This window comes from Kribbella steppae, assembly GCF_004342025.1.
Taxonomy (GTDB): domain Bacteria; phylum Actinomycetota; class Actinomycetes; order Propionibacteriales; family Kribbellaceae; genus Kribbella; species Kribbella steppae.
Genome location: NZ_SLWN01000007.1, coordinates 331535 through 351253, shown reverse-complemented (window position 1 = coordinate 351253; position 19719 = coordinate 331535). Strand labels below are relative to the sequence as shown.

Genomic DNA, 19719 nt, shown 5'->3' with positions numbered 1-19719 from the left:
GGCCGGTATCACCCGCCGCCACGCTCAGCTCGCCCGGCAGCCGCTGATTGTGATGGCCTGGCGGTCCGGCTCGACGCCCGGACCACAAGCTCCGGGCGGATCAACGTCTTCCGGGGACGCTCGGTCACGGTGCTCCGGAGTCGTTGGAGCAGGAGATCGACAGCCGTCGTGCCGACCTCGGCAGCTGGGAGCCGGACCGTGGTGAGTGGTGTCTGCAGGTAGCCGGCGTACGGATGATCGCCGTACCCGGTGACCGCGACATCACCCGGAACCTCGAGCCCGAGCTCGGCCAGCACGCGCAGGAGCCCCAGGGCGAAGTAGTCGTTCCCGGTCACGATCCCGTCGGGATGGTTGCCCTCGCTCACCAGCGTCCGGGCGAACCGGTACGCCTCCTCCGGCTGCCACGGCAGCGCGAGCGAGTCGTAGCGTTTCGTCGGTACGGCGCGGATGGAGTCGTCGGAGACTTTCAGGCCGGCGTCCGACATCGCGCGGCGGAAGCCGGCCACACGGTCGGCCGTGGTCGTGATCGGCAGGTCCTCTTCGAGCACGAGTAGACGCCGCGCGCCGCCGGCGATCAGGTGGCTGGTCGCCTCGTAGCTGCCGCGTTCGTTGTCGACCCCGACCATGTCGCAGTCGAGTTCGGGCACGTCACGGTTGACGAACACCAGCGGGATGCCGGCGTCGCGGACCCGGCGCCAGTGGTCCCACTCGGCTTGCACCGGTACGACCACGGCGCCGTCCACCGCGGACCGCAGCAACGCCTCGGTGGCGCGCTGCTCGTTCTCCGCGCTCTCGTCGGTGACGAGCAGCAGCAGCGAGTACCCCTGGGCGCGGACCCGGAGCTCGATGCTGCTGATCAGCTGCGCATAGAACGGGTTGGAGGGGTTGGTGATGACGAGGCCCAGCGTCATCGCCGAGCCGAGCACGAGCGACCGCGCCAGCGTGTTCGGCACGTAGCCGATCCGGGCCGCCTCGGCCTGCACGGCCGCGCGCGTCTTCGGACTCACACTGTCCTTGTCGCCGAGCGCCCGCGACACCGTGTTCACCGACAGCCCGAGCGCCGTCGCGATGTCGCGCAACGTCGCGCGCCGCGCCTCTGTCATCTCGAACCCCCTAGGGCAGTTTAAGCCTTCACAGCCAGGTGGATCCGCACCTGGACCGAGCCGTCGACCTTAGCGCGCAGCCGGAGCCAGTGCCCGAACCCGGCGACCGGCCAGCTGATCAGCTTGCCCGGCTCGGCGACGTGCTCGACGTCGTCGAGGTCGCACCAGGTGATGCCGTCGGGGGAGACCTGGGTGATGTAGGTGGCCGTACCGTCGCCGCCGACGTGCTGGACGAACCAGCGTGCCTCACCGGCCCAGGCGACCTCGTACGGCTCGGTGGCGAAGCGGGCGTCGAACGTGGTGTCGCGTTCCAGCACCGCGGTCATGGACTGTCGCATGGGCCTACCAATCAACCGAGATGAGGACGGAGTCGAGGAAGAGGAAGTTCCGCACCGAGGAGTGGGTGCGCACGGAGAAGTAGAAGTTCAGCAAGTTCTCCAGCGTCTCGTAGCGTTCCTCGTACGGCGGAACCGGTACGTCGCGCATGTCCATCACCCGGTCGTTGACCTGGAGCTCGACGTTCTTGCGCGCGTCGGTGTCGACCAGCCAGCGCAGGTAGTGCCAGTTCACCTTGGTCGGGACCTCGTTGTAGCAGAGCTCCTGCGGTTCGCCGAAGGCCTGCCAGTCCTCGGGGTTCGGTGCGGTGAAGTCGGCGGCGTACTCGAGTTTGACCTTGCCCTCGAAATGCTCGCGCGGGGTCGGCTCGGGCACGGTCGGGGCCATCCAGCGCCGGGTGAAACGGTTGTCCAGATCGGTGTTCTGGTACCGCGCGACTGTGTGGTACCGCAGGCCGCCGTCACCACACAGGTCGGTGGCGACGGTGAACGCGCCGAACTGCGCCTCGGACGGGTGGGTGTTGCCGTCCCACTGCACGTCGCCGAAGTTGTCCAGCTCCGCGCCGCCGCCCAGTGTCGCCTCGGACTTGAACGCGAAGTAGGTCTCCAGTTGCACGAGGCCGCGGCCGCTCATCGTGAGCCGGCGGATGGCCACCGCGGTGTGGCCCTTGTACGGCCGGGTGGCGAGTTTGAGCGCATAGGTACCGCTGAGGGCACCGTGGGTGCCGATGTCGAAGAAGTTGCAGGCCGACAGCTGTGGCGGCCGGAAGTCGCGCATGTGGTCGTCGACTGTGCTGAGGTCGCCGCGGCCGTTGTAGTTGCCGAGCAACTCGCACCAGCCGTGCGTCCCGCTGTCGAACTCGTCGAACGCCAGGATGCGTGGCAGCGGCGAGAACTTGGACAGACGCGGATCGGCGGCCAGCAGCGCGGCGCGCACATCGGATGTCGTCACGCAAAGCCTCCCAGGGCGGATCAGGTGGATGGTTGGTGACGTTAACGTTCACGGGAATTGGCCGTCAATCAGCCGTTTCGCCCTGAGCAACGCTGGTCTATTGACACTCAAATATCACGCTTCTACGGTGCATTAACGCTACCGTTAACGTTCACGGTGCGCACCTCCCATCCGCTCGAAAGAGGTCGCCATGCAGTCGCTGAGCCGCGCCTTAACCGTGCTCGCCGAGCTGAACCGCGAAGACCGGGCGTACGGCGTGACCGAGCTGGCCGTCAGCGTCGGCCTGCACAAGAGCACCGTGCATCGCATCCTCGCGACGTTCTGCGAGCACGGCCTGGCCAACCGGGTCGATGACCATCGCTACACGGCGCAGGACGGCCTGGCCGCACTGCGTCGAACAGCGCAGCGTCGAGCCGGGCCGGAGCAGTCGCTGACCGACCTGGGTGATCGGCTCGGCCGGCTCGTCGTCCTGGCGAAGCCGCTGCCGAAGACCGCGGGGACCGTGCTTCAGGTCGCGGCTGTTGCCGGAGCCGGCGTCTCGCTGGGCGACCCGGTCCAGCCGGGGCATGCGGTTTCGCTGCGCCGCAGCGCACTCGGCCGTGCGTATCTGTCGGCCCTGCCGGCTGGCGAGGTGACCGGCACGCCTGACCTGCTCGACACGTTGCAGCGCGTCCGGCTGAGCGGCTTCGCGCACAACTCGCGTCCGGTGGCGTCGCTGCCGCGGATGGTCGCCGTACCCGTGCGGGACAACGCCGGGCGGTGTGCGGGTGCGCTGGGTGCGGAGCTGATCCAGGCCGGTTCGATCGAGGAGGTACGACGCGTGGTGTCGGTACTGCGGAGCGGCGTCTGATGGGGGCGTACGTCGTCCGGCGGTTGTTCTTCTCGCTGTTCGTGCTGTGGGGCGCGGTGACGATCATCTTCGTCGTACTGCGGCTGGTCCCCGGCGACCCGGCGTACATCATGCTCGGGCCCGATGCGGATCAGGCGCAGGTCGACGCACTGCGGGCGCAGCTCGGGCTCGACCACTCGTTGATCCAGCAATATGCGACGTACCTGGCGAACGTCGTGCACCTGGACTTCGGGCAGTCGTTCCGGCTGAACGCGGACTCGATGAGCCTTGTCCTGCAACGGGTTCCGGCCACCATCCAGCTCGCCTCGACCGCACTGCTGCTGTCGTTGCTGATCGGGTTGCCGCTCGGGGTGATCGCGGCCCTGCGGGCGAACAGCTGGGTGGATCGGTCTATCTCGGTGTTCTCGCTGATGGGGCAGTCGACACCGTCGTTCTGGCTCGGGATCGTGCTCATCCTGGTGTTCGCGCGCGGCCTACAGGTGTTGCCGAGTGCCGGCTCAGGGACGTGGTCGCATCTTGTGTTGCCGACGATCACGCTCGCCCTGCCGTTCCTGGCGATCCTCGTTCGGCTGACCCGCAGCGGTCTGCTCGAGGTCGTGCACGAGGGGTATGTGCAAACGGCCCGGGCGAAAGGGCTCGGCGAGGGGATCGTGATCCTCGTCCACGCCCTGCGGAACGCGCTGATCCCGATCGTCACCGTGGTCGGCCTGCAGTTCGGGGCACTGCTCGGCGGCACCGTGATCGTCGAGACCGTGTTCGCCTGGCCGGGTGTCGGCCGCCTGCTGATCGACTCGATCGGCCGCCGCGACTACGGCGTCGTCCAGGCGTCGATCTTGCTGGTGGCAACCATCTTCGTCTTCATCAATCTGCTCGTGGACCTGCTCTACGGCTTCCTGGACCCGCGGGTCCGCCTGGCTGGTGACTGAAGTGGCAGTGGATGTGAGAACAGCAACGCTCCCGATCGCGCGCAGCCGGCGCCGGGCCAGGGCCGGTTCGGCCCGGATCCGCTTCGGCTTCGCCGTGATCTCCGTGTACGTCGTGGCCGCGATCTTCGGACCGTGGCTGGTCCGGTACAACCCGGTCGACACTCGGACGGCGGACCGGCTCCAACCGCCGTTCAGCCGGTTGTCCGACGGGTCGTTCGCGATCTTCGGCACCGACCAGGTCGGCCAGGACCTGCTCGCCCAGATGTTGCAGGGGGCAAGGATCTCGATCGCGGTCGGGCTGGCGACACTGGTACTGGCCGGGACGATCGGGGTCACGATCGGACTGGCCGCCGGCTACTTCGGCGGCTGGCTGGACGGCGTACTGATGCGCCTGGCCGACATCCAGTTGGCGTTTCCCTCGATCCTGCTGGCGATCTTCATCGCCGCGTTGCTCGGTCCCTCGGTGGTGAACGTGGTGATCGTGCTGGCGGTATCGAACTGGGTCACGTTCGCCCGCGTCGCGCGCGGTCAGGCCTTGTCGACGCGGCGGCGTGAGTTCGTCGACGCGTCCCGGACGCTGGGCGCGGGCACGTGGCGGTTGATCTCGCGCTGTGTGTTGCCGGCGTGTGTGGCCCCGGTGCTGGTGGTGGCGACCGTGGAGATCGGGCACGTCATTCTGGCCGAGGCGTCGTTGAGCTTCCTCGGGCTTGGTACGCCGGCCAGCACGCCGAGCTGGGGCGTGACGATCGCGAACGGGCGCAACTACCTCGCCGACGCGTGGTGGATCTCGACCGTGCCGGGGATCGCGCTGGCCTTCCTGGTGGTCTCGCTCGGCGTCCTCGGCGACGCGTTGCGCGACCGCTACGACCCGCGGCTGAGGAGTCTGTGAATGAGTGCCCTCTTGAGTGTCCGCGACCTCCGGGTCGAGTTCGCCACGTCCGCCGGCACAGTGACCGCGGTCGACGGCGCGTCCTTCGAGGTCGCTCCGGGCGAGACCGTTGCCTTGCTTGGCGAATCGGGCAGCGGCAAGAGCGTCACCGCCCAGGCCGTGATGGGCATCGTGCCCAAGCCGGCGGGCCGGATCACTGACGGGTCCATCGAGTACGACGGCCGCGACCTGCTGGCACCCGGTACGGCGAAGGGCCTGCGCGGACGTGAGATCGCGATGGTGTTCCAGGACCCGTTGAGCTCGCTGAATCCGGTGTTCCGGGTCGGTGCGCAGATCGGGGAGATGTTCCGGCGGCACCGGGGTGCGTCGCGGAAGGAGGCTCGTGCTGCTGCGCTGGAGTTGATGCAACGGGTCGGGATTCCGGCGGCATCGAAGCGGTTGGACGACTATCCGCATCAGTTCTCCGGCGGGATGCGGCAGCGGGTGATGATCGCGATGGCGCTCGCGTTGTCGCCGCGACTGTTGATCGCGGACGAGCCGACGACCGCGCTCGACGTCACCGTGCAGGCGCAGATCATGGACCTGCTCAGCCGGTTGCAGGCCGAGGAGGGCATGTCGCTCGTGCTCATCACGCATGACCTCGGCGTGGTCGCTGACGTCGCCGACCGCGTCGTACTGATGTACGCCGGTCGCGTCGTCGAGACCGGGCCGATCCGTGAGGTCTACGAACACAGCGGCCATCCGTACACCGCGGGCCTGATGGGCTCGGTCCCCATCCTCGGCGGTGAGCGCGAACGCCTCACCCCGATCCAAGGCGCACCGCCAGATCTGCTCGACCTCCCATCCGGCTGCTCCTTCCGCCCCCGCTGCCGCTACGCCGACACCCTCTGCGCCGAAGAGGAACCCGCGCTCTTGGCGCTCCCCGGTCGCCCCGACCTCCACCGCGCGGCCTGCCACCACCCGGAAGGAGTCCTGACGGATGCGCACTGAGCTGCCACCCTCCGCCGGTCCCGAACCTCTCCTTTCCGTGCGCGATCTGCACACCTCCTTTCCGCTGCGGTCCGCTGTGCTTCGCCGGACAGTCGGGCAGATCCAGGCCGTCGCGGGGGTGTCCTTCGACATCCCGGCGGGTGGGACGCTCGGATTGGTGGGGGAGTCCGGGTCGGGCAAGTCGACCGTGGCACGGACCATCATCGGGCTGGAGAAGGCTCGCTCGGGCAGCATCCTGTTCGAGGGCGAGGAACTGACTTCGTTGCCCAAGGCCTCCATGCGGCGGGTGCGCCGGCAGCTGCAGATGATCTTCCAGGATCCGTACGCGTCGTTGAACCCGCGCGCGACCGTCGAGCAGATCATCAGCGAGGCCTGGGAGATCCACCCGGACGTCGTACCGCGCAACCGCTTCCGGGTCGAGGTGCGTGAACTGCTCGAGCGGGTCGGCCTGAACCCGGACCACGCGCAGCGGTACCCACATCAGTTCTCCGGCGGTCAACGGCAGCGGATCGGGATCGCCCGGGCCCTCGCGTTGCGGCCGAAGCTGGTGATCTGCGACGAGGCTGTATCGGCGCTCGACGTGTCCGTGCAGGCGCAGGTGCTCAACCTGCTCGCGGATCTGCGCCGCGATCTCGGCCTGGCGTACCTGTTCATCGCGCACGACCTGTCCGTCGTACGGCATATCTCTGATCAGGTCGCGGTGATGTACCTCGGCCGGGTGGTGGAGACTGCGACGCAGGACGAGTTGTTCAACCGGCCGTTGCATCCGTATACGCAGGCGTTGCTGTCCGCCGTTCCGGATCCGAAGCCGTGGGACAAGCCGGTCCGCGAGCCGATCATCATCGGCGGCGATGTGCCCTCACCGGCTGATCCGCCATCCGGCTGCCGCTTCCGCACCCGCTGCTGGAAGGCCGAGGACATCTGTGCACGGAAAGAGCCGCCGCTGGAGACGCGACTCGACCTCCACCCAGCCGCGTGTCACTTCGCCGTCGAGCTTGCGGGGGCAGGCCGATGACCGAACTTGTGATGCTCCGGCACGGCGAGTCGCTATGGAACGCGGAGGACAGATACCAAGGCCAGCAGGGCACGGGCCTGAGCCCACTCGGACACCAGCAGGCCAAGCAGGCCGCGGAGTACCTGCTGGCCACCGGACCGTTCGATCAGATCGTCGCGAGCGACCTGCAACGGGTGACCGAGACCCTCCAGCCGTACGTCGACAGCCAAGACCGACCGCAGGTGCTAATCGACAAACGGTGGCGGGAGATCGACGTCGGGACCTGGGGCGGGCGGACGTTTGCCGACGTACTGGCCGAGGAGCCCGATGTCGTCGCGGCGTTCGCACGCGGCGAAGATGTCGCGCGGGGCGGTGGCGAAACCTTTGCCCAGTTGCGAGAACGCGTGTGGGACGCGATCCGCGACATCGCCGGCGCTGGTGCTCACCGAGTCCTCGTTGTGACGCATGGTGGGCCGATCCGGGTCGCGACCGCTTCGACGTTGCGGCTGCCGCCGGGCGGTGAAGTGACGCTGGACCCGCCGGTGAACTGCTCGCTGACGACCCTCCAGGTCGACGACTTACTCGCGGTAACAACGCTGACTGCCTACAACGCGCCGACGTCGACGGGCGCCGGATCCGGAGAAGCCTCATGACGATTGCCCTGAGCAACTTCAGTTTCGTGGCCATGACCTACAACCTGTGGGCCGACTTCCACCTCGACAACCGGCGGGACGCGCTGACCGCGCTGTTCACGACCCGTCCGCCGGATTTGCTCGCCGTACAGGAACTCCGCCCGAGTACCCGCAAGCTGCTCGACGACGCGCTGCCGGCCCACGATCGCGTCGATGGGCCGGCAGGCTGGGAGACTCAGAGCAACCTGTGGTGGCGGCGCGACCTGTTCACGCCGATCGAGTCCGGCGCCGAGGATGTCGGCATCCTCTCGCCCGACGCGCGCCTGTTCTGGGTCCGGCTTCGCTCGGCCGACGGGCACGAACTGACGTTCAGTACGGCGCACCTGACCTGGCCCGGGCATGCGGACGAGCGGGCCGATCTCGGCAACCGCCGGGTCGGTCAGGCCCGGGCTGTCGCGGACGCACTGGAACGGCTGGCCGGCGACGGTGCGTGCCTGTTCACCGTCGACATCAACGACATCGGCCCACCGCAGTGGGAGCTCGGCAACGCCGGGTTCCTGGACAGTTTCACCGCACTCGGCCGGCACTCCCCCGTGACCCATCCGGTGGTGCCGACAGTGGCGACCGGTCCGATCGGGACCAGGTTGTCACCGCTCGCCTCACCACCGAAGGCGATCGACTGGATCTTCGCCCGCGGCCCGCTCGCCGCGCGGACCAGCGAGGTCGTCGAGTTCTTCCACGACGGCCGCGCCCCCTCCGATCACTACCCGGTCGCCGCCACCTACACCTTCACCTGAGAGCCCTGCCCTGCAAAGGAGAACCCCTGTGTTGAGGAAGCGAATCGTCGGGGCGCTGGCCGCCCTGACCACCGTGGCGGCCGGGCTGAGCGCCTGCTCGCCGGCGAGTGAACCGAGCAGTGGTGAACAGGTCCTGCGGTACGCACCGGCGATGTTCCCGGTGTCGCTCGACACCCACAAGTTCGCCGGTGAGGAGGCCGTGCAGACCGCGATCCAGCAGATCATGGAACCGCTCGTCCGGGTCGACGACGGCAAGATCGTCCCGGTACTCGCCACCTCCTGGGAGAACCCGGACCCGACCACGTGGGTGTTCAAGCTGCGCACCGAGGTGAAGTTCTCCGACGGTACGCCGTTCACCGCGAAGGACGTCGTGGCGTCGTACGAACGGCACACGAAGCTCGACGGTCCGCTCGTCCCGCTCTACGCGACGGTGACGTCGTTCGCCGCGACCGACGACCAGACCGTCACGGTGAAGACGAGCAAGCCGCTCGGCACGCTGCTGAGTTCGCTGACGCTGCTGTTCATCGGGCCGGCCGGCAAGATCAACGCCGACGGGTTCTTCAACAAGCCGATCGGGAGCGGGCCGTTCACGGTCGCGGCGTTTCAGCCCGACGAGAAGCTCGAGCTCGCGGCCAATCCGTCGTACTGGGATGGTGCGCCGCAGCTGAGCAAGCTGGAGTTCGTGAACATCCCGGAGGTCGCCGGGCGGATCACCGCGCTGGAGAACGGCGAGGTCGACGTCCTCACCCAGATTCCGCCGGACCAGATCGGGTCGGTCAAGAGCAGTGACGGGATCAGCTACTCGACGACGCCGAGCTGGACGTACTACTTCGACTGGTTCAACTCCAACCGCAAGCCGTTCGACGACAAGCGGGTCCGGCAGGCGATGTGGCACGCGCTCAACCTGGAGAGCACGGTCAAGGATCTGTTCGGCGATCTCGCCACCCCGGCGCAGGCGCCGCTCGCGCAGGGCGTGATCGGTGCGCCGAAGCTGTCGCCGTACCCCTATGACCCGGCGAAGGCGAAGCAGTTGCTGGCCGAGGCGGGGCTCCCGAACGGGTTCAGTACGTCGATGCAGTGGCCGCTGGAAGGTGGTCCGAACATCCGGGCGCTGGCGCAGGCGATGATCTCGGACTGGGCCAAGATCGGCGTCACCGTGAAGCCGCTGGAGAAGGAACGCGCCCAGTGGCTGGAGGACTTCGGCAAGCTCAACTGGGACATGAACCTGCAGACCAACGTCACCGGCACCGGCGACGCCGACTACACGCTCGCCCGCCTGTACGTCTGCACCGCCAAGCGCAACGGCTACTGCAACCCGGCCCTGGACAAGCTCCTCCTCGACGCCCGCTCGTCCGTCGACCAGGCCCAGCGCCCGAAGCTCTACCAGGAGGCCGGCCAGATCCTGTGGTCTGACGCGGTCGGCATCTTCCCCGCCGACCTGGCCTCCAACTCCGCAGTCCGCTCCCGAGTCCAGGACTTCGTGATGCCGCCGAGTGGGCGACCGTTGTTCGCGAAGGTCACCGTTTCCGGGAGCTGAGGGGCGGACCGCCAGGCCATCACAACGGACGCCGCCCGCGCGAGTTCACGCTCGTGCGGGCGGCGTCGTGCTGATTGTGGTGGCCTGGCGGTCCGCACCCCGAGGAGCTGCCGTCGGCGGCCGGCATCCAGTCACGGTTCGGGCCGGTCGGGTGGTGAGGGGTTGACGGGCAGCCAGGGGGCGGTCTAGCGTCCGGGAAATCGATTACTCGGGTGGCGGAGGTGTTATGGCCGAGGGCGCCGGCCTGGTCCGAATGTCCGGGATCGGGAAGCGGTACGGCGGGGTGCAAGCGTGCCGGGAGGTCGACTTCTCCCTAGGCGCGGGCGAGGTGCACGCGTTGCTGGGGGAGAACGGCGCCGGCAAGAGCACGTTGATGAAGATCCTGTCCGGAGACGTCACCGACTACGACGGCACGATCGAGATCAACGGCGAGCCCGTCCACTTCGGTGGACCGACCGACGCGCAGGCGGCCGGCATCGCGATGATCCACCAGGAACTCGACCTCGTCCCCGGCCTGTCGGTCGCCGACAACGTCTTCCTCGGCCGCGAACTCCGCACCAAGCTGCACACCGTCGACCGCCGCCGGATGGACCGCGAGTCCCGCGCCCTCCTCGAACGCAGCGGCGTCAAACTCGACCCGCGCCGGCCGGTCGGTGAGCTGAGGGTCGGCGAGCAGCAACTCGTCACCATCGCGAAGGCGATCTCCCTCGACGCCCGCGTACTGATCATGGACGAGCCGACCTCCGCCCTCACCACCTCGGAGGTCGAGCGCCTCTTCGACGTCATCCGCGAACTCCGCAGGTCCGGTGTCGGCATCGTCTACATCTCGCACCGGATGGAGGAGATCGCCAAGGTCGCCGACCGCGCGACCGTGCTCCGCAACGGCCAGATCGTGACCAGCTTCGACCCGCGCAAGCTGAGCACCGCCGAAGTGGTCGAGGCGATGGTCGGCCGTCCGGTGCAGACCATGTTCACCACCCCCGACGCCGACACCGGCGACGAACTCCTCCGGGTCGACAACCTCGCCGTGAAAGCCCGTCGCCCGCGCCCGGGCCGCCGCGACCCCGAAGGCATCTCGCTGACCGTCCGCTCCGGCGAGATCGTCGGCCTGGCCGGCCTGCTCGGCGCCGGCCGCACCGAACTTCTCGAGACCCTGTACGGCGTTGCGCCCGCAGGCACCCAGACCGGCCGGATCGTCCTGCAGGGCAAGGAGATCCGCCCTCGCCGACCACGCCAGGCACTCGCCCACGGCATCGGTTTCGTCCCCGAGGACCGTCGTACGTCCGGTCTGGTCCTGTTCCACTCGATCCTCGCGAACACGGTCGTCTCAAGCCTGCCGTCGTACGGGCGGCTGGGCGTGATCGCGCGGCGGATGGAACGGACCGCGTCGGTGCGGATGGCGGGCCGGCTGCGGCTGAAGTTCGGCCGGCTGCAGGACGAAGTCGGCACGCTGTCCGGTGGCAACCAGCAGAAGGTCGTGTTCGGCCGGATGCTGCTGACCGAGCCGAAGCTCCTGCTGCTCGACGAACCGACCCGCGGTGTCGACGTCGGCGCCAAGGCCGAGATCTACCGGCTGCTCGGCGAGCTCGCCGGCCAGGGCCTCGGCGTACTGCTCGCGTCGTCGGAGCTGCCGGAGTTGATCGGCGTCTGCGATCGGGTCGTCGTACTGCGGGACGGGCGCGACGTCGCGTCGTTCAGTACGGCGGACTCCGGCGAAGGGGATCTGCTCGCTGCCGCGATGGGAGAAGGCGCAACCTTCGAGAAATTGTTCACAGCTGAGGAAGTCGGAGGGGCGCAGTGACCGATCTACAGGACAAGACCGTCGCGGCGACACCGGTGGAGAAGTCCGCGGGCGGCGTGGTCGCCACGCTGTTCCGGTTCCAGAGTGTGTTCGGGCTGCTGGCGGTCTTCATCGCGGCGATCATCTTCTCGCCACGCAAGGACGGCGAGATCCTGTTCATCAGCGCGGACAACCTGGCCAACGTGGTCCGGGCGGTGTCCGAGATCGGCATCATCGCGATCGGGATGACGTTCGTGATCCTGATCGGCGGGATCGACCTGTCGGTCGGCGCGGTCCTCGGACTGGCCGCGGTGGGGTCCGCCGTCCTCATGGTCGAGAACGACTGGGGTTTCCTGCCGGCGGTCCTGCTGGTACTCGCGATCGGCCTGGTCTTCGGTGCGCTGCAAGGTGTCGCCACCGCGATGATCGGCATCCAGTCGTTCATCGTGACCTTGGCCGGCCTCCAGATAGCGCGTGGACTGGCGCGGATCTGGTCGGGCGGGCAGGGCGTCGCGATCGCGTACGGCGACGGGCCGAACGAGGCTCCGGAGTCGTTCGCGATCCTCGGTGAACGCACCTTCGGCGGACTGGTCCCGATCCCGGTGCTGATCTTCGCCGTGGTCGCGATCGCGGCCGTCGTGTTCCTCCGGGTCAGCGCGTTCTCCCGGCATCTGTACGCCGTCGGCGGCAACGAGAAGGCGGCTCGGCTGTCCGGCGTACCGGTGGTGCGGGTGAAGATCGCGGTCTTCGCCATCTGCGGGCTGCTCGCGTCACTGGCCGGCATCGTGCACGCCGTCCAGCTGAACCAGGGCAGCCCGAACGACGGGATCGGCTACGAGCTCGACGCGATCGCCGCCGTAGTGATCGGCGGGACCAGCCTGGCCGGCGGCCGCGGCTCGGTGGCCGGAACGGTCGCGGGTGCGCTGCTGCTCGGCGTACTGAACAACATCCTTGCCCTGAACAACATCGACTCCAACATCCAGCTGCTGATCAAGGGACTCGTGATCGTTGCCGCGGCCGCGCTGCAGCGACTCCGTCCCGCCTCGTGAGGAAGGTTCCCGATGCGCTCTCTCAAGATTCCCCTCGCCGCCGCGGCCGTTGCCGCGCTGGTACTCGCCGGCTGTGGGACGACCAGCGAACGGACCGCGGACACGCCCGCCGGTGACTCGTCCAAGTCGTGTAAGGGTGCCGACGGCAAGTACACGATCGGGATGAGCCAGGCGAACGTGGCCGAGCCGTACCGGCAGCGGATGGACGACGACATCCGGGCGGCAGCCGTGGAGGTGCCGCAGTTCGACGTGAAATTCGCCGACGCCGCGCAGGACAACGCCAAGCAGGTCGCGGACGTGGAGAACTACATCACCCAGCAGATCGACCTGCTGATCATCAGCCCGAACGAGGCCAAGCCGCTGACCGCGGTGGTGAAGAAGGCCTATGACAAGGGCATCCCGGTGATCGTGCTGGACCGCAAGGTCGAGGGTGACGCGTTCACCGGCTTCATCGGCGGCGACAACGTGCAGATCGGTTCCGAGGCCGGCAAGTACGTCGCCGAGAAGCTGCTGCCGCAAGGTGGAAACATCGTGGAGCTGAAGGGTCTGGCCGGTGCGACCCCGCAGGCCGAGCGGCACCAGGGCTTCGTGGACGCGATCAAGGCGAACCCGAAGATCAAGATCGTCGCCGACGCCAGCGGTGACTGGCTGCGGGAGAAGGGCCAGGCGCAGATGGACGCGCTGCTGAAGGCCACCCCGAAGATCGACGTGGTCTACGCGCACAACGACCCGATGGCCGAGGGTGCGTACCTGGCGGCCAAGGCGGTCGGCCGGGAGAAGGAGATGAAGTTCCTCGGCATCGACGCGTTGCCGATCCCGTCCGGCGGGATCAAGGCGGTCGAGCAGGGCCGGCTGAGCGCCACCTTCACCTACCCGACCAACGGTAAGGAAGCCATCGCCGCCGCGAAGAAGATCCTGGTCGACTGCGGCACGATCGAGAAGTCGCAGATCCTCCCCACCCGCCTGATCGACAAGGAGAACGCCGCCAAGATCTACGCCGAGGAGAACCCGACCGGCTGACCTACCGCCCGGCGCCTGGGGTGCTGCGGTGCGAGGTGGTGGGGGTGGGGGAGCGCCAGGCTCCCACCCTCACCGCCTACTTCCTGTGCGAGCTTCCGCGCTCCAGCAGGCGGGCACCGAGGGTCGTGGTGGTCGGCGCTCGGGTGCTGTCGGCGATTCTCGCCAGCAGCAGCCGCGCCGCCACCGTTCCGATCTCGTACGCCGGTTGGGCGACGACCGAGAGTGGTGGGTCGACCAGTTCGGCCCACGGTGCATCGTCGAAGGCGACCAACCCGACATCACGGCCCGGCCGGATCTTCAGCTCCTGTAATGCCTGCAGCACACCCACCGCCATCGCGCTGTTCGCGATCAGCAGCGCATCCGGCGGCTCCGGCTGCCGCAGCAACTCTTGCGCGGCTCGGCGTGCACCGGCGGCCTTGTACTCGGTCCGTCGTACCAGCCTTGGACTGCTCCGGTGCTTCGCCGCTTTCAACGCCTCCCGATAGCCCGCGAGCCGGTCGTCCGCAGTCCGTACGCCGGCCGGCCCGGTGATGCAGCCGATACGGTCGTAGCCTTGGGCAACTAAATGCGTGGTCGCCTGCTTCGCGGCCAGGCGGGTGTCGACCAGGACCACGTCGCTGTCCTGTCCGGGCAGCGGACGGTCCACCGCGACGTACGCCGTACCGCGGCTTGCCAGCTTTGCCACGCTGCTCGTCGTACCGCTGGGGGACAGGATCACGCCGGCGACGCGCTCCTGGATGGCGATGTCGATGTAGCGATTCTCCTTTTCGGCGTTCTCGTCGGAGTTGCACAGGACGACCGAGTAGCCCACCTCGTGGGCGACGTCCTCGACGCCGCGGGCGATCGCGGTGAAGAACGGGTTCTCCACGTCGGAGATGATCAGCGCGACCACGGCGGCCTCCTGGCGGCGCAGGTTCCGCGCCGGGCCGTTCGGCTGGTAGCCGAGCTCCTCGGCGGCCTTCCGGACCCGGGCGACCAGGTCGCGATCGACCGTCGACTTCCCGTTCAGCGCCCGGGAAACGGTCGCGGTGGACACCCCGGCCCGCGCCGCCACATCACTGATCGTCGCCACCAGGTCTCCCTTCGCTGAGGGAACAGTAACCGCCCGAGTAATGGATTACCCAGCTTCCTTCCGTGCCAGAACATCCCTGGAGGCTCTGTTCTTTACGAACACAACCTTCGGGCTTTACCAGTGGCGTGAGAGGATCACCCGCGTGACTGCCTTGCCGAGTGTTTCGTACTCCATCACCGTTCGCCTCGAGGTGCCCGCGGGTGGCTCGACGGTGAGCAAGCTGACGACCGCGGTCGAGCAGGCCGGCGGTCTGGTCACCGCGCTCGACGTGACCGCGTCCGGTCACGAGCGGCTGCGGATCGACGTCACCTGCGCCGCGGCCGATACCGAGCACGCCGGCCGGCTGGTCGAGGCGATGCGCGCCGTACCGGGCGTCGAGATCGACCGGGTGTCGGACCGGACGTTCCTGATGCACCTCGGCGGCAAGATCTCGATGGAGGCCAAGCACCCGATCCGCAACCGTGACGACCTGTCGATGATCTACACGCCAGGTGTCGCCCGGGTCTGCCTGGCGATCGCGGCCAACCCCGACGACGCGCGCCGGCTGACCATCAAGCGCAACAGCGTCGCGGTCGTCACCGACGGTTCCGCCGTCCTCGGCCTGGGCAACATCGGCCCGAAGGCCGCGCTGCCGGTGATGGAGGGCAAGGCGGCGCTGTTCAAGCGGTTCGCCGGGATCGACGCCTGGCCGCTGTGCCTGGACACCCAGGACCCGGACGCGATCGTCCAGATCGTCAAGGCGATCGCCCCTGGGTTCGCGGGGATCAACCTGGAGGACATCTCCGCGCCGCGCTGTTTCGAGATCGAGGCCAGGCTGCGCGAGGAGCTGGACATCCCGGTCTTCCACGACGACCAGCACGGTACGGCGGTCGTCGTACTGGGTGCGCTCTACAACGCGCTGCGCGTGGTCAGCAAGGACATCAGCAACGTGCGGGTGGTGCTGTCCGGTGCGGGTGCGGCCGGTACGGCGATCCTGAAGCTGCTGCTCGCGGCCGGGGTGAAGGACACGATCGTGGCCGACGTCGCCGGGGTCATCCACCTGGACCGCGAAGGCCTGTCGCCGGAGCTGCGCTGGATCGCGGAGAACACCAACGCGGCGCGGTACAGCGGCGACCTGAAGGGCGCGCTGGCCGGGGCGGATGTGTTCATCGGGGTGTCGGCGCCGAACATCCTGACCGGTGCGGACATCGCCACCATGAACGACGACTCGATCGTGTTCGCGCTGGCCAACCCGGTGCCGGAGGTCGACCCCGCGGAAGCCGGCGAGCATGCGGCGGTGGTGGCCACCGGCCGGAGCGACTTCCCGAACCAGATCAACAACGTGCTGGTCTTCCCGGGCGTCTTCCGCGGCCTGCTGGACGCACAGTCGTCGAAGGTGTCGATCGAGATGGAGCTGGCCGCCGCGAAGGCGCTGGCCGGTGTCGTCACCGACGACGAGCTGAACGCGACCTACATCGTGCCGAGCGTCTTCCACCCGGAGGTGCACAACTCGGTGGCGCACGCGGTCCGGGACGCCGCGGGCGGCAAGGCCCCGGCGCACGAGACCTACCCGGACGACGCACCGGCGTGACGGTTTCCGTGGCGGGGGCGACGACCAGGTCGGGAGTGAAGGTCTGGTTGTGGCGGATCGGGTTCGTCGCGGCCTGCCTGCTGCAGTTGTACGGCGTCTACTCGCCGCGGCAGGCCGGCCCGGACGTCGGGCTGCCGCTGGCCGACAAGGTCGCGCACCTGTTCCTGTTCGGGTCGGTGGCGTTCCTCGGGCTGAAGGCCGCCGTACCGGCGCGGTGGTTGCTGGTGGCACTGGTCAGCAATGCGGTGATCAGTGAACTCGTCCAGCATTTCGTCCTGCCGCAGCGCAGTGGCGATCCGTTCGACGTGGTGGCCGATCTGGTCGGCATCGCGGTCGGTGCGTGGCTCGGGTTCAAGGTTGTCCGTAGTACAAACGTTGCCGGGCACGACATGATGGGGGCATGACGGCCTCGACCCTGACCGGTTCGCTGTTGGTGGCGACCCCGCTGCTCGACGAGCCGCCCTTCCGCCGGTCAGTGATCCTGCTGCTCGATCACGACGACGATGGCGCCCTCGGGGTGGTGGTGAACCGCGCGGCCGACTTGGCTGTCGACAGAGTGCTCCCGGACTGGTCCACCACCGTGAACGAACCCGGTGTGCTCTTCATGGGCGGTCCGGTCGGCACCGACAGCGCACTCGCTGTCGCCGAGGTGATCGAGTCGGCCGACCCACCGGGATGGCGCGAGTGCTTCGGCCGGATCGGGCTGATCGACCTCGACGTACCGCCGGCGCTGCTGGAGGGCGCGATCCAGCGGATGCGCATCTTCGCCGGGTACGCCGGTTGGTCCAGCGGGCAACTCGAGGGCGAGATCACCGAGGGTGCCTGGTACGTCGTCGAGTCCGAACCCGACGACGTGTTCAGCCTGCACCCGGACGGGCTGTGGCGCCGGGTGCTCCGGCGCCAGAACGATCAGATGGCGTATCTGGCGACGTACCCGGACGACCCGACCCAGAACTGACCGGGCGGCGATCCGCTCGGCCTACCACCGGCTGGGGCGCTACTCGTCGTCGCCGCCCTTGTCGTCGCCGGGGTTGAGCGAATCCCAGATCTCTTTGCACTCCGGGCAGACCGGGAATCGCTGCGGATCCCGGCTCGGCACCCACACCTTTCCGCACAGCGCGACCACCGGCGTGCCCATCACCATCGCCTCGGTCAGCTTGTCCTTCGGCACGTAGTGCGAGAACCGCTCGTGATCGCCGGGCTCTGCCGGCGCCGGCTGCGTCCGCTCGTCGACGACCGTCTCGGCCCCAGGGGTCAGCTGAGTACTCATGCCCACGAGTGTAGGCCGACACACCAGCGGACACGGGAACTTTCTCCACAGACAGCTCGTACTGCGACACGCCGGTCGGGGTTTGTCGCCGACGTCAGGTAACGTTCCTGCCCGGCCGACAGTCGACTATCGGGGGAGTATGCCGTCCGTGGATTCGCACGCGCCAGTGACACCAGCCGTGCTACCTCCGGCCTACCCGGACCGCGCTGCGTGGGGTACCGCGAGCAAGCTGCGGGCCTGGCAGGCGGAGGCGCTCAAGCTCTATCTCGACAGCCTGCCCAGGGACTTCCTCGCGGTCGCGACACCGGGAGCCGGTAAGACCACCTTCGCGCTCACCGTCGCCGCCGAGCTGCTGCATCGGCGGCTGATCGAGCGGATCACCGTGGTGACGCCGACCGAGCACCTCAAGGTCCAGTGGGCCGAGGCGGCCGACAAGGCCGGGATCGCGATCGACCCGGCGTTCGCCGGCCGGCGCGGGAAGACCAACAAGGACTTCCAGGGCGTCGCGGTCACCTACGCGGGCATCGCGGTCAACCCGCTGGCCTTCCGGGTCCGGACCGAGCGGTTCAAGACGCTGGTGATCCTGGACGAGGTGCACCACGGCGGCGACGCGCTGAGCTGGGGCGACGGCGTCCGGGAGGCGTTCGAGCCCGCGGCCAGGCGGTTGTGCCTGACCGGTACGCCGTTCCGCAGCGACGACAACCCGATCCCGTTCGTCACCTACGAGCACGGACCGGACGGTGCCGCGCGGAGCAAGGCCGACTACACCTACGGCTACGGTCACGCTCTGCGCGATCACGTCGTACGCCCGGTGATCTTCATGTCGTACTCCGGTGAGATGCGCTGGCGGACCAAGGCTGGTGACGAGGTGGCGGCGCGGCTGGGTGAGCCGCTGACCAAGGACCTGACCGCCCAGGCGCTGCGTACGGCGCTCGACCCGGCCGGCGAGTGGATGCCGGCCGTGCTGGCGGCTGCCGACAAGCGGCTGACCGAGGTACGACGGCACATGCCGGACGCGGGCGCCCTGGTCATCTCCGGTGACCAGAACACGGCCCGCGCGTACGCGAAGACGCTGCGCGAGCTGACCGGCGAAGCGCCGACCGTCGTCCTGTCCGACGAGAAGTCGGCCAGCAAGAAGATCGCGAAGTTCTCCGAGGGTGATTCGCGCTGGATGGTCGCGGTCCGGATGGTGAGCGAGGGCGTGGACGTGCCGCGGCTCGCGGTCGGTGTGTACGCCACACCGACGTCGACGCCGCTGTTCTTCGCGCAGGCGGTCGGCCGGTTCGTGCGAGCGCGCAAGCGGGGCGAGACGGCGTCGGTGTTCGTGCCGTCGGTGACCCGGCTGCTGAGTTTCGCCGCCGAGATGGAGGTCGAGCGCGACCACGTGCTCGGCCGGAAGAACGCAGGCGACGACGGCGACATCTTCGCGCTCGAGGACGACCTGCTCGCGAAGGCGAACCAGACCGAGGGCGCCAGTGACGAACTGGAGGCGAAGTTCGAGGCGCTCGGCTCGGACGCGAGCTTCGACCGGGTGGTGTTCGACGGCGGCGACTACGGGACCGGCGGCGACATGGCCTCCGACGAGGAGCTGGACTTCCTCGGCCTGCCGGGGCTGCTGGAGCCGGACCAGGTCCGCGACTTGCTCCGCAAGCGGCAGGCCAAGTCGGTCGCGGCGCAGAAGCGGTCCCAGCGCGGGTCGTCGGAGCGTGAGGACCCGACGCCGACCGAGCTGGCGACGCACGAGCAGATCGCGCTGCTGAGACGGGAGCTGAACGGTCTGGTCGCCGCCTGGCACCACCGCACCGGCCAGCCGCACGGCGTCATCCACAACGACCTGCGCCGCAAGCTCGGCGGCCCTGCCGCGGCCCACGCGTCCTCCACCCAGCTCAAGGAACGCATCGAGCTCATCCGCGACTGGGCCACCCAGCGCCGCGCCTGACCCCGTCGCCGGCA

At 68.5% G+C, this 19719-nt stretch carries 20 protein-coding genes; 15 read left to right on the top strand and 5 right to left on the bottom strand.

The annotated features are described in order from the left end of the window. Nucleotides 1-8 precede the first annotated feature (8 nt). Genes EV652_RS22130 through EV652_RS22120 form a run of 3 tightly spaced genes read right to left on the bottom strand, consistent with a single transcriptional unit; the run spans nucleotide 9 to nucleotide 2390 of the window. A complete protein-coding gene (locus tag EV652_RS22130; protein WP_132211088.1) occupies nucleotides 9-1103 on the bottom strand; it encodes a LacI family DNA-binding transcriptional regulator in 1095 nt (364 codons plus the stop codon). Nucleotides 1104-1123: 20 nt separating this feature from the next. Next, complete coding sequence (locus tag EV652_RS22125; protein WP_132211087.1) at nucleotides 1124-1441, bottom strand: hypothetical protein; 318 nt, start codon at nucleotides 1439-1441, stop codon at nucleotides 1124-1126. 4 nt (nucleotides 1442-1445) lie between these two features. Then, a complete protein-coding gene (locus tag EV652_RS22120) occupies nucleotides 1446-2390 on the bottom strand; it encodes a DUF6772 family protein (RefSeq protein WP_132211086.1) in 945 nt (314 codons plus the stop codon). Nucleotides 2391-2580: 190 nt separating this feature from the next. Here EV652_RS22120 and EV652_RS22115 point away from each other — a divergent pair, with 190 nt between their 5' ends. The 11 genes from EV652_RS22115 to EV652_RS22065 all read left to right on the top strand — a co-directional run bounded on the left by EV652_RS22115 (nucleotide 2581) and on the right by EV652_RS22065 (nucleotide 13854). Next, nucleotides 2581-3240, top strand: a complete 660-nt coding sequence (locus tag EV652_RS22115) for a helix-turn-helix domain-containing protein (protein ID WP_132211085.1) — start codon at nucleotides 2581-2583, stop codon at nucleotides 3238-3240. Beyond that, a complete protein-coding gene (gene nikB / locus EV652_RS22110; RefSeq protein WP_132211084.1) occupies nucleotides 3240-4166 on the top strand; it encodes a nickel ABC transporter permease in 927 nt (308 codons plus the stop codon). Before EV652_RS22115 ends, nikB begins: the two co-directional genes overlap by 1 nt. A gap of 13 nt (nucleotides 4167-4179) precedes the next feature. Next, a complete protein-coding gene (locus EV652_RS22105; protein ID WP_199238328.1) occupies nucleotides 4180-5055 on the top strand; it encodes an ABC transporter permease in 876 nt (291 codons plus the stop codon). Continuing rightward, nucleotides 5056-6045: an ABC transporter ATP-binding protein gene (locus EV652_RS22100; RefSeq protein ID WP_132211083.1), complete on the top strand. Its 990-nt coding sequence runs from the start codon at nucleotides 5056-5058 to the stop codon at nucleotides 6043-6045. Further along, nucleotides 6035-7060, top strand: a complete 1026-nt coding sequence (locus tag EV652_RS22095; RefSeq protein WP_132211082.1) for an ABC transporter ATP-binding protein — start codon at nucleotides 6035-6037, stop codon at nucleotides 7058-7060. The genes EV652_RS22100 and EV652_RS22095 overlap by 11 nt, the downstream gene beginning before the upstream one ends. After that, complete coding sequence (locus tag EV652_RS22090; protein ID WP_132211081.1) at nucleotides 7057-7692, top strand: histidine phosphatase family protein; 636 nt, start codon at nucleotides 7057-7059, stop codon at nucleotides 7690-7692. Before EV652_RS22095 ends, EV652_RS22090 begins: the two co-directional genes overlap by 4 nt. After that, nucleotides 7689-8468 (top strand): endonuclease/exonuclease/phosphatase family protein, encoded by a 780-nt coding sequence (locus tag EV652_RS22085; protein WP_132211080.1) that lies wholly within the window; start codon nucleotides 7689-7691, stop codon nucleotides 8466-8468. Before EV652_RS22090 ends, EV652_RS22085 begins: the two co-directional genes overlap by 4 nt. 28 nt (nucleotides 8469-8496) lie before the next feature. After that, complete coding sequence (locus EV652_RS22080; protein WP_132211079.1) at nucleotides 8497-10005, top strand: ABC transporter substrate-binding protein; 1509 nt, start codon at nucleotides 8497-8499, stop codon at nucleotides 10003-10005. Between the two features lie 226 nt (nucleotides 10006-10231). Further along, the gene (locus EV652_RS22075; RefSeq protein ID WP_132211078.1) at nucleotides 10232-11806 is read left to right on the top strand and encodes a sugar ABC transporter ATP-binding protein; all 1575 of its coding nucleotides are present in this window, start codon (nucleotides 10232-10234) and stop codon (nucleotides 11804-11806) included. Continuing rightward, on the top strand, nucleotides 11803-12834 hold the full coding sequence (locus tag EV652_RS22070) for an ABC transporter permease (protein ID WP_132211077.1): 1032 nt from the start codon (nucleotides 11803-11805) through the stop codon (nucleotides 12832-12834). Before EV652_RS22075 ends, EV652_RS22070 begins: the two co-directional genes overlap by 4 nt. A 12-nt stretch (nucleotides 12835-12846) precedes the next feature. Then, nucleotides 12847-13854 (top strand): substrate-binding domain-containing protein, encoded by a 1008-nt coding sequence (locus EV652_RS22065; RefSeq protein WP_132211076.1) that lies wholly within the window; start codon nucleotides 12847-12849, stop codon nucleotides 13852-13854. A 76-nt stretch (nucleotides 13855-13930) separates the two neighbouring features. On the opposite strand, the gene EV652_RS22060 is transcribed toward EV652_RS22065, so the two are convergent. Further along, nucleotides 13931-14926: a LacI family DNA-binding transcriptional regulator gene (locus EV652_RS22060; RefSeq protein ID WP_132211075.1), complete on the bottom strand. Its 996-nt coding sequence runs from the start codon at nucleotides 14924-14926 to the stop codon at nucleotides 13931-13933. A gap of 142 nt (nucleotides 14927-15068) precedes the next feature. Between EV652_RS22060 and EV652_RS22055 the strand changes: the two genes are divergently transcribed. Genes EV652_RS22055 through EV652_RS22045 form a run of 3 tightly spaced genes read left to right on the top strand, consistent with a single transcriptional unit; the run spans nucleotide 15069 to nucleotide 17454 of the window. Next, the gene (locus EV652_RS22055) at nucleotides 15069-16496 is read left to right on the top strand and encodes an NAD-dependent malic enzyme (RefSeq protein ID WP_132211074.1); all 1428 of its coding nucleotides are present in this window, start codon (nucleotides 15069-15071) and stop codon (nucleotides 16494-16496) included. Beyond that, on the top strand, nucleotides 16493-16900 hold the full coding sequence (locus tag EV652_RS22050; RefSeq protein ID WP_242001912.1) for a VanZ family protein: 408 nt from the start codon (nucleotides 16493-16495) through the stop codon (nucleotides 16898-16900). Before EV652_RS22055 ends, EV652_RS22050 begins: the two co-directional genes overlap by 4 nt. Further along, entirely contained in the window at nucleotides 16897-17454 is a 558-nt protein-coding gene (locus EV652_RS22045; RefSeq protein WP_132211073.1) for a YqgE/AlgH family protein, read from the top strand. Before EV652_RS22050 ends, EV652_RS22045 begins: the two co-directional genes overlap by 4 nt. Nucleotides 17455-17493: 39 nt before the next feature. Here EV652_RS22045 and EV652_RS22040 read toward each other — a convergent pair whose 3' ends face one another. Continuing rightward, nucleotides 17494-17766 carry a DUF3039 domain-containing protein gene (locus EV652_RS22040; protein WP_132211072.1) on the bottom strand — a complete coding sequence of 91 codons (273 nt, stop codon included), beginning with the start codon at nucleotides 17764-17766 and terminating at the stop codon, nucleotides 17494-17496. Between the two features lie 148 nt (nucleotides 17767-17914). Here EV652_RS22040 and EV652_RS22035 point away from each other — a divergent pair, with 148 nt between their 5' ends. Beyond that, nucleotides 17915-19705, top strand: coding sequence for a DEAD/DEAH box helicase (locus EV652_RS22035; RefSeq protein WP_439649072.1), 1791 nt, complete (start codon nucleotides 17915-17917; stop codon nucleotides 19703-19705). Nucleotides 19706-19719 lie beyond the last annotated feature (14 nt).

Coding starts and splice junctions, on each gene's coding strand:
- EV652_RS22130 (WP_132211088.1), bottom strand. CDS start 1,103: ATGACAGAGGCGCGGCGCGCGACGTTGCGCGACATCGCGACGGCGCTC.
- EV652_RS22075 (WP_132211078.1), top strand. CDS start 10,232: ATGGCCGAGGGCGCCGGCCTGGTCCGAATGTCCGGGATCGGGAAGCGG.
- EV652_RS22100 (WP_132211083.1), top strand. CDS start 5,056: ATGAGTGCCCTCTTGAGTGTCCGCGACCTCCGGGTCGAGTTCGCCACG.
- EV652_RS22090 (WP_132211081.1), top strand. CDS start 7,057: ATGACCGAACTTGTGATGCTCCGGCACGGCGAGTCGCTATGGAACGCG.
- EV652_RS22065 (WP_132211076.1), top strand. CDS start 12,847: ATGCGCTCTCTCAAGATTCCCCTCGCCGCCGCGGCCGTTGCCGCGCTG.
- EV652_RS22095 (WP_132211082.1), top strand. CDS start 6,035: ATGCGCACTGAGCTGCCACCCTCCGCCGGTCCCGAACCTCTCCTTTCC.
- EV652_RS22125 (WP_132211087.1), bottom strand. CDS start 1,441: ATGCGACAGTCCATGACCGCGGTGCTGGAACGCGACACCACGTTCGAC.
- EV652_RS22115 (WP_132211085.1), top strand. CDS start 2,581: ATGCAGTCGCTGAGCCGCGCCTTAACCGTGCTCGCCGAGCTGAACCGC.
- EV652_RS22045 (WP_132211073.1), top strand. CDS start 16,897: ATGACGGCCTCGACCCTGACCGGTTCGCTGTTGGTGGCGACCCCGCTG.
- EV652_RS22085 (WP_132211080.1), top strand. CDS start 7,689: ATGACGATTGCCCTGAGCAACTTCAGTTTCGTGGCCATGACCTACAAC.
- EV652_RS22040 (WP_132211072.1), bottom strand. CDS start 17,766: ATGAGTACTCAGCTGACCCCTGGGGCCGAGACGGTCGTCGACGAGCGG.
- nikB (WP_132211084.1), top strand. CDS start 3,240: ATGGGGGCGTACGTCGTCCGGCGGTTGTTCTTCTCGCTGTTCGTGCTG.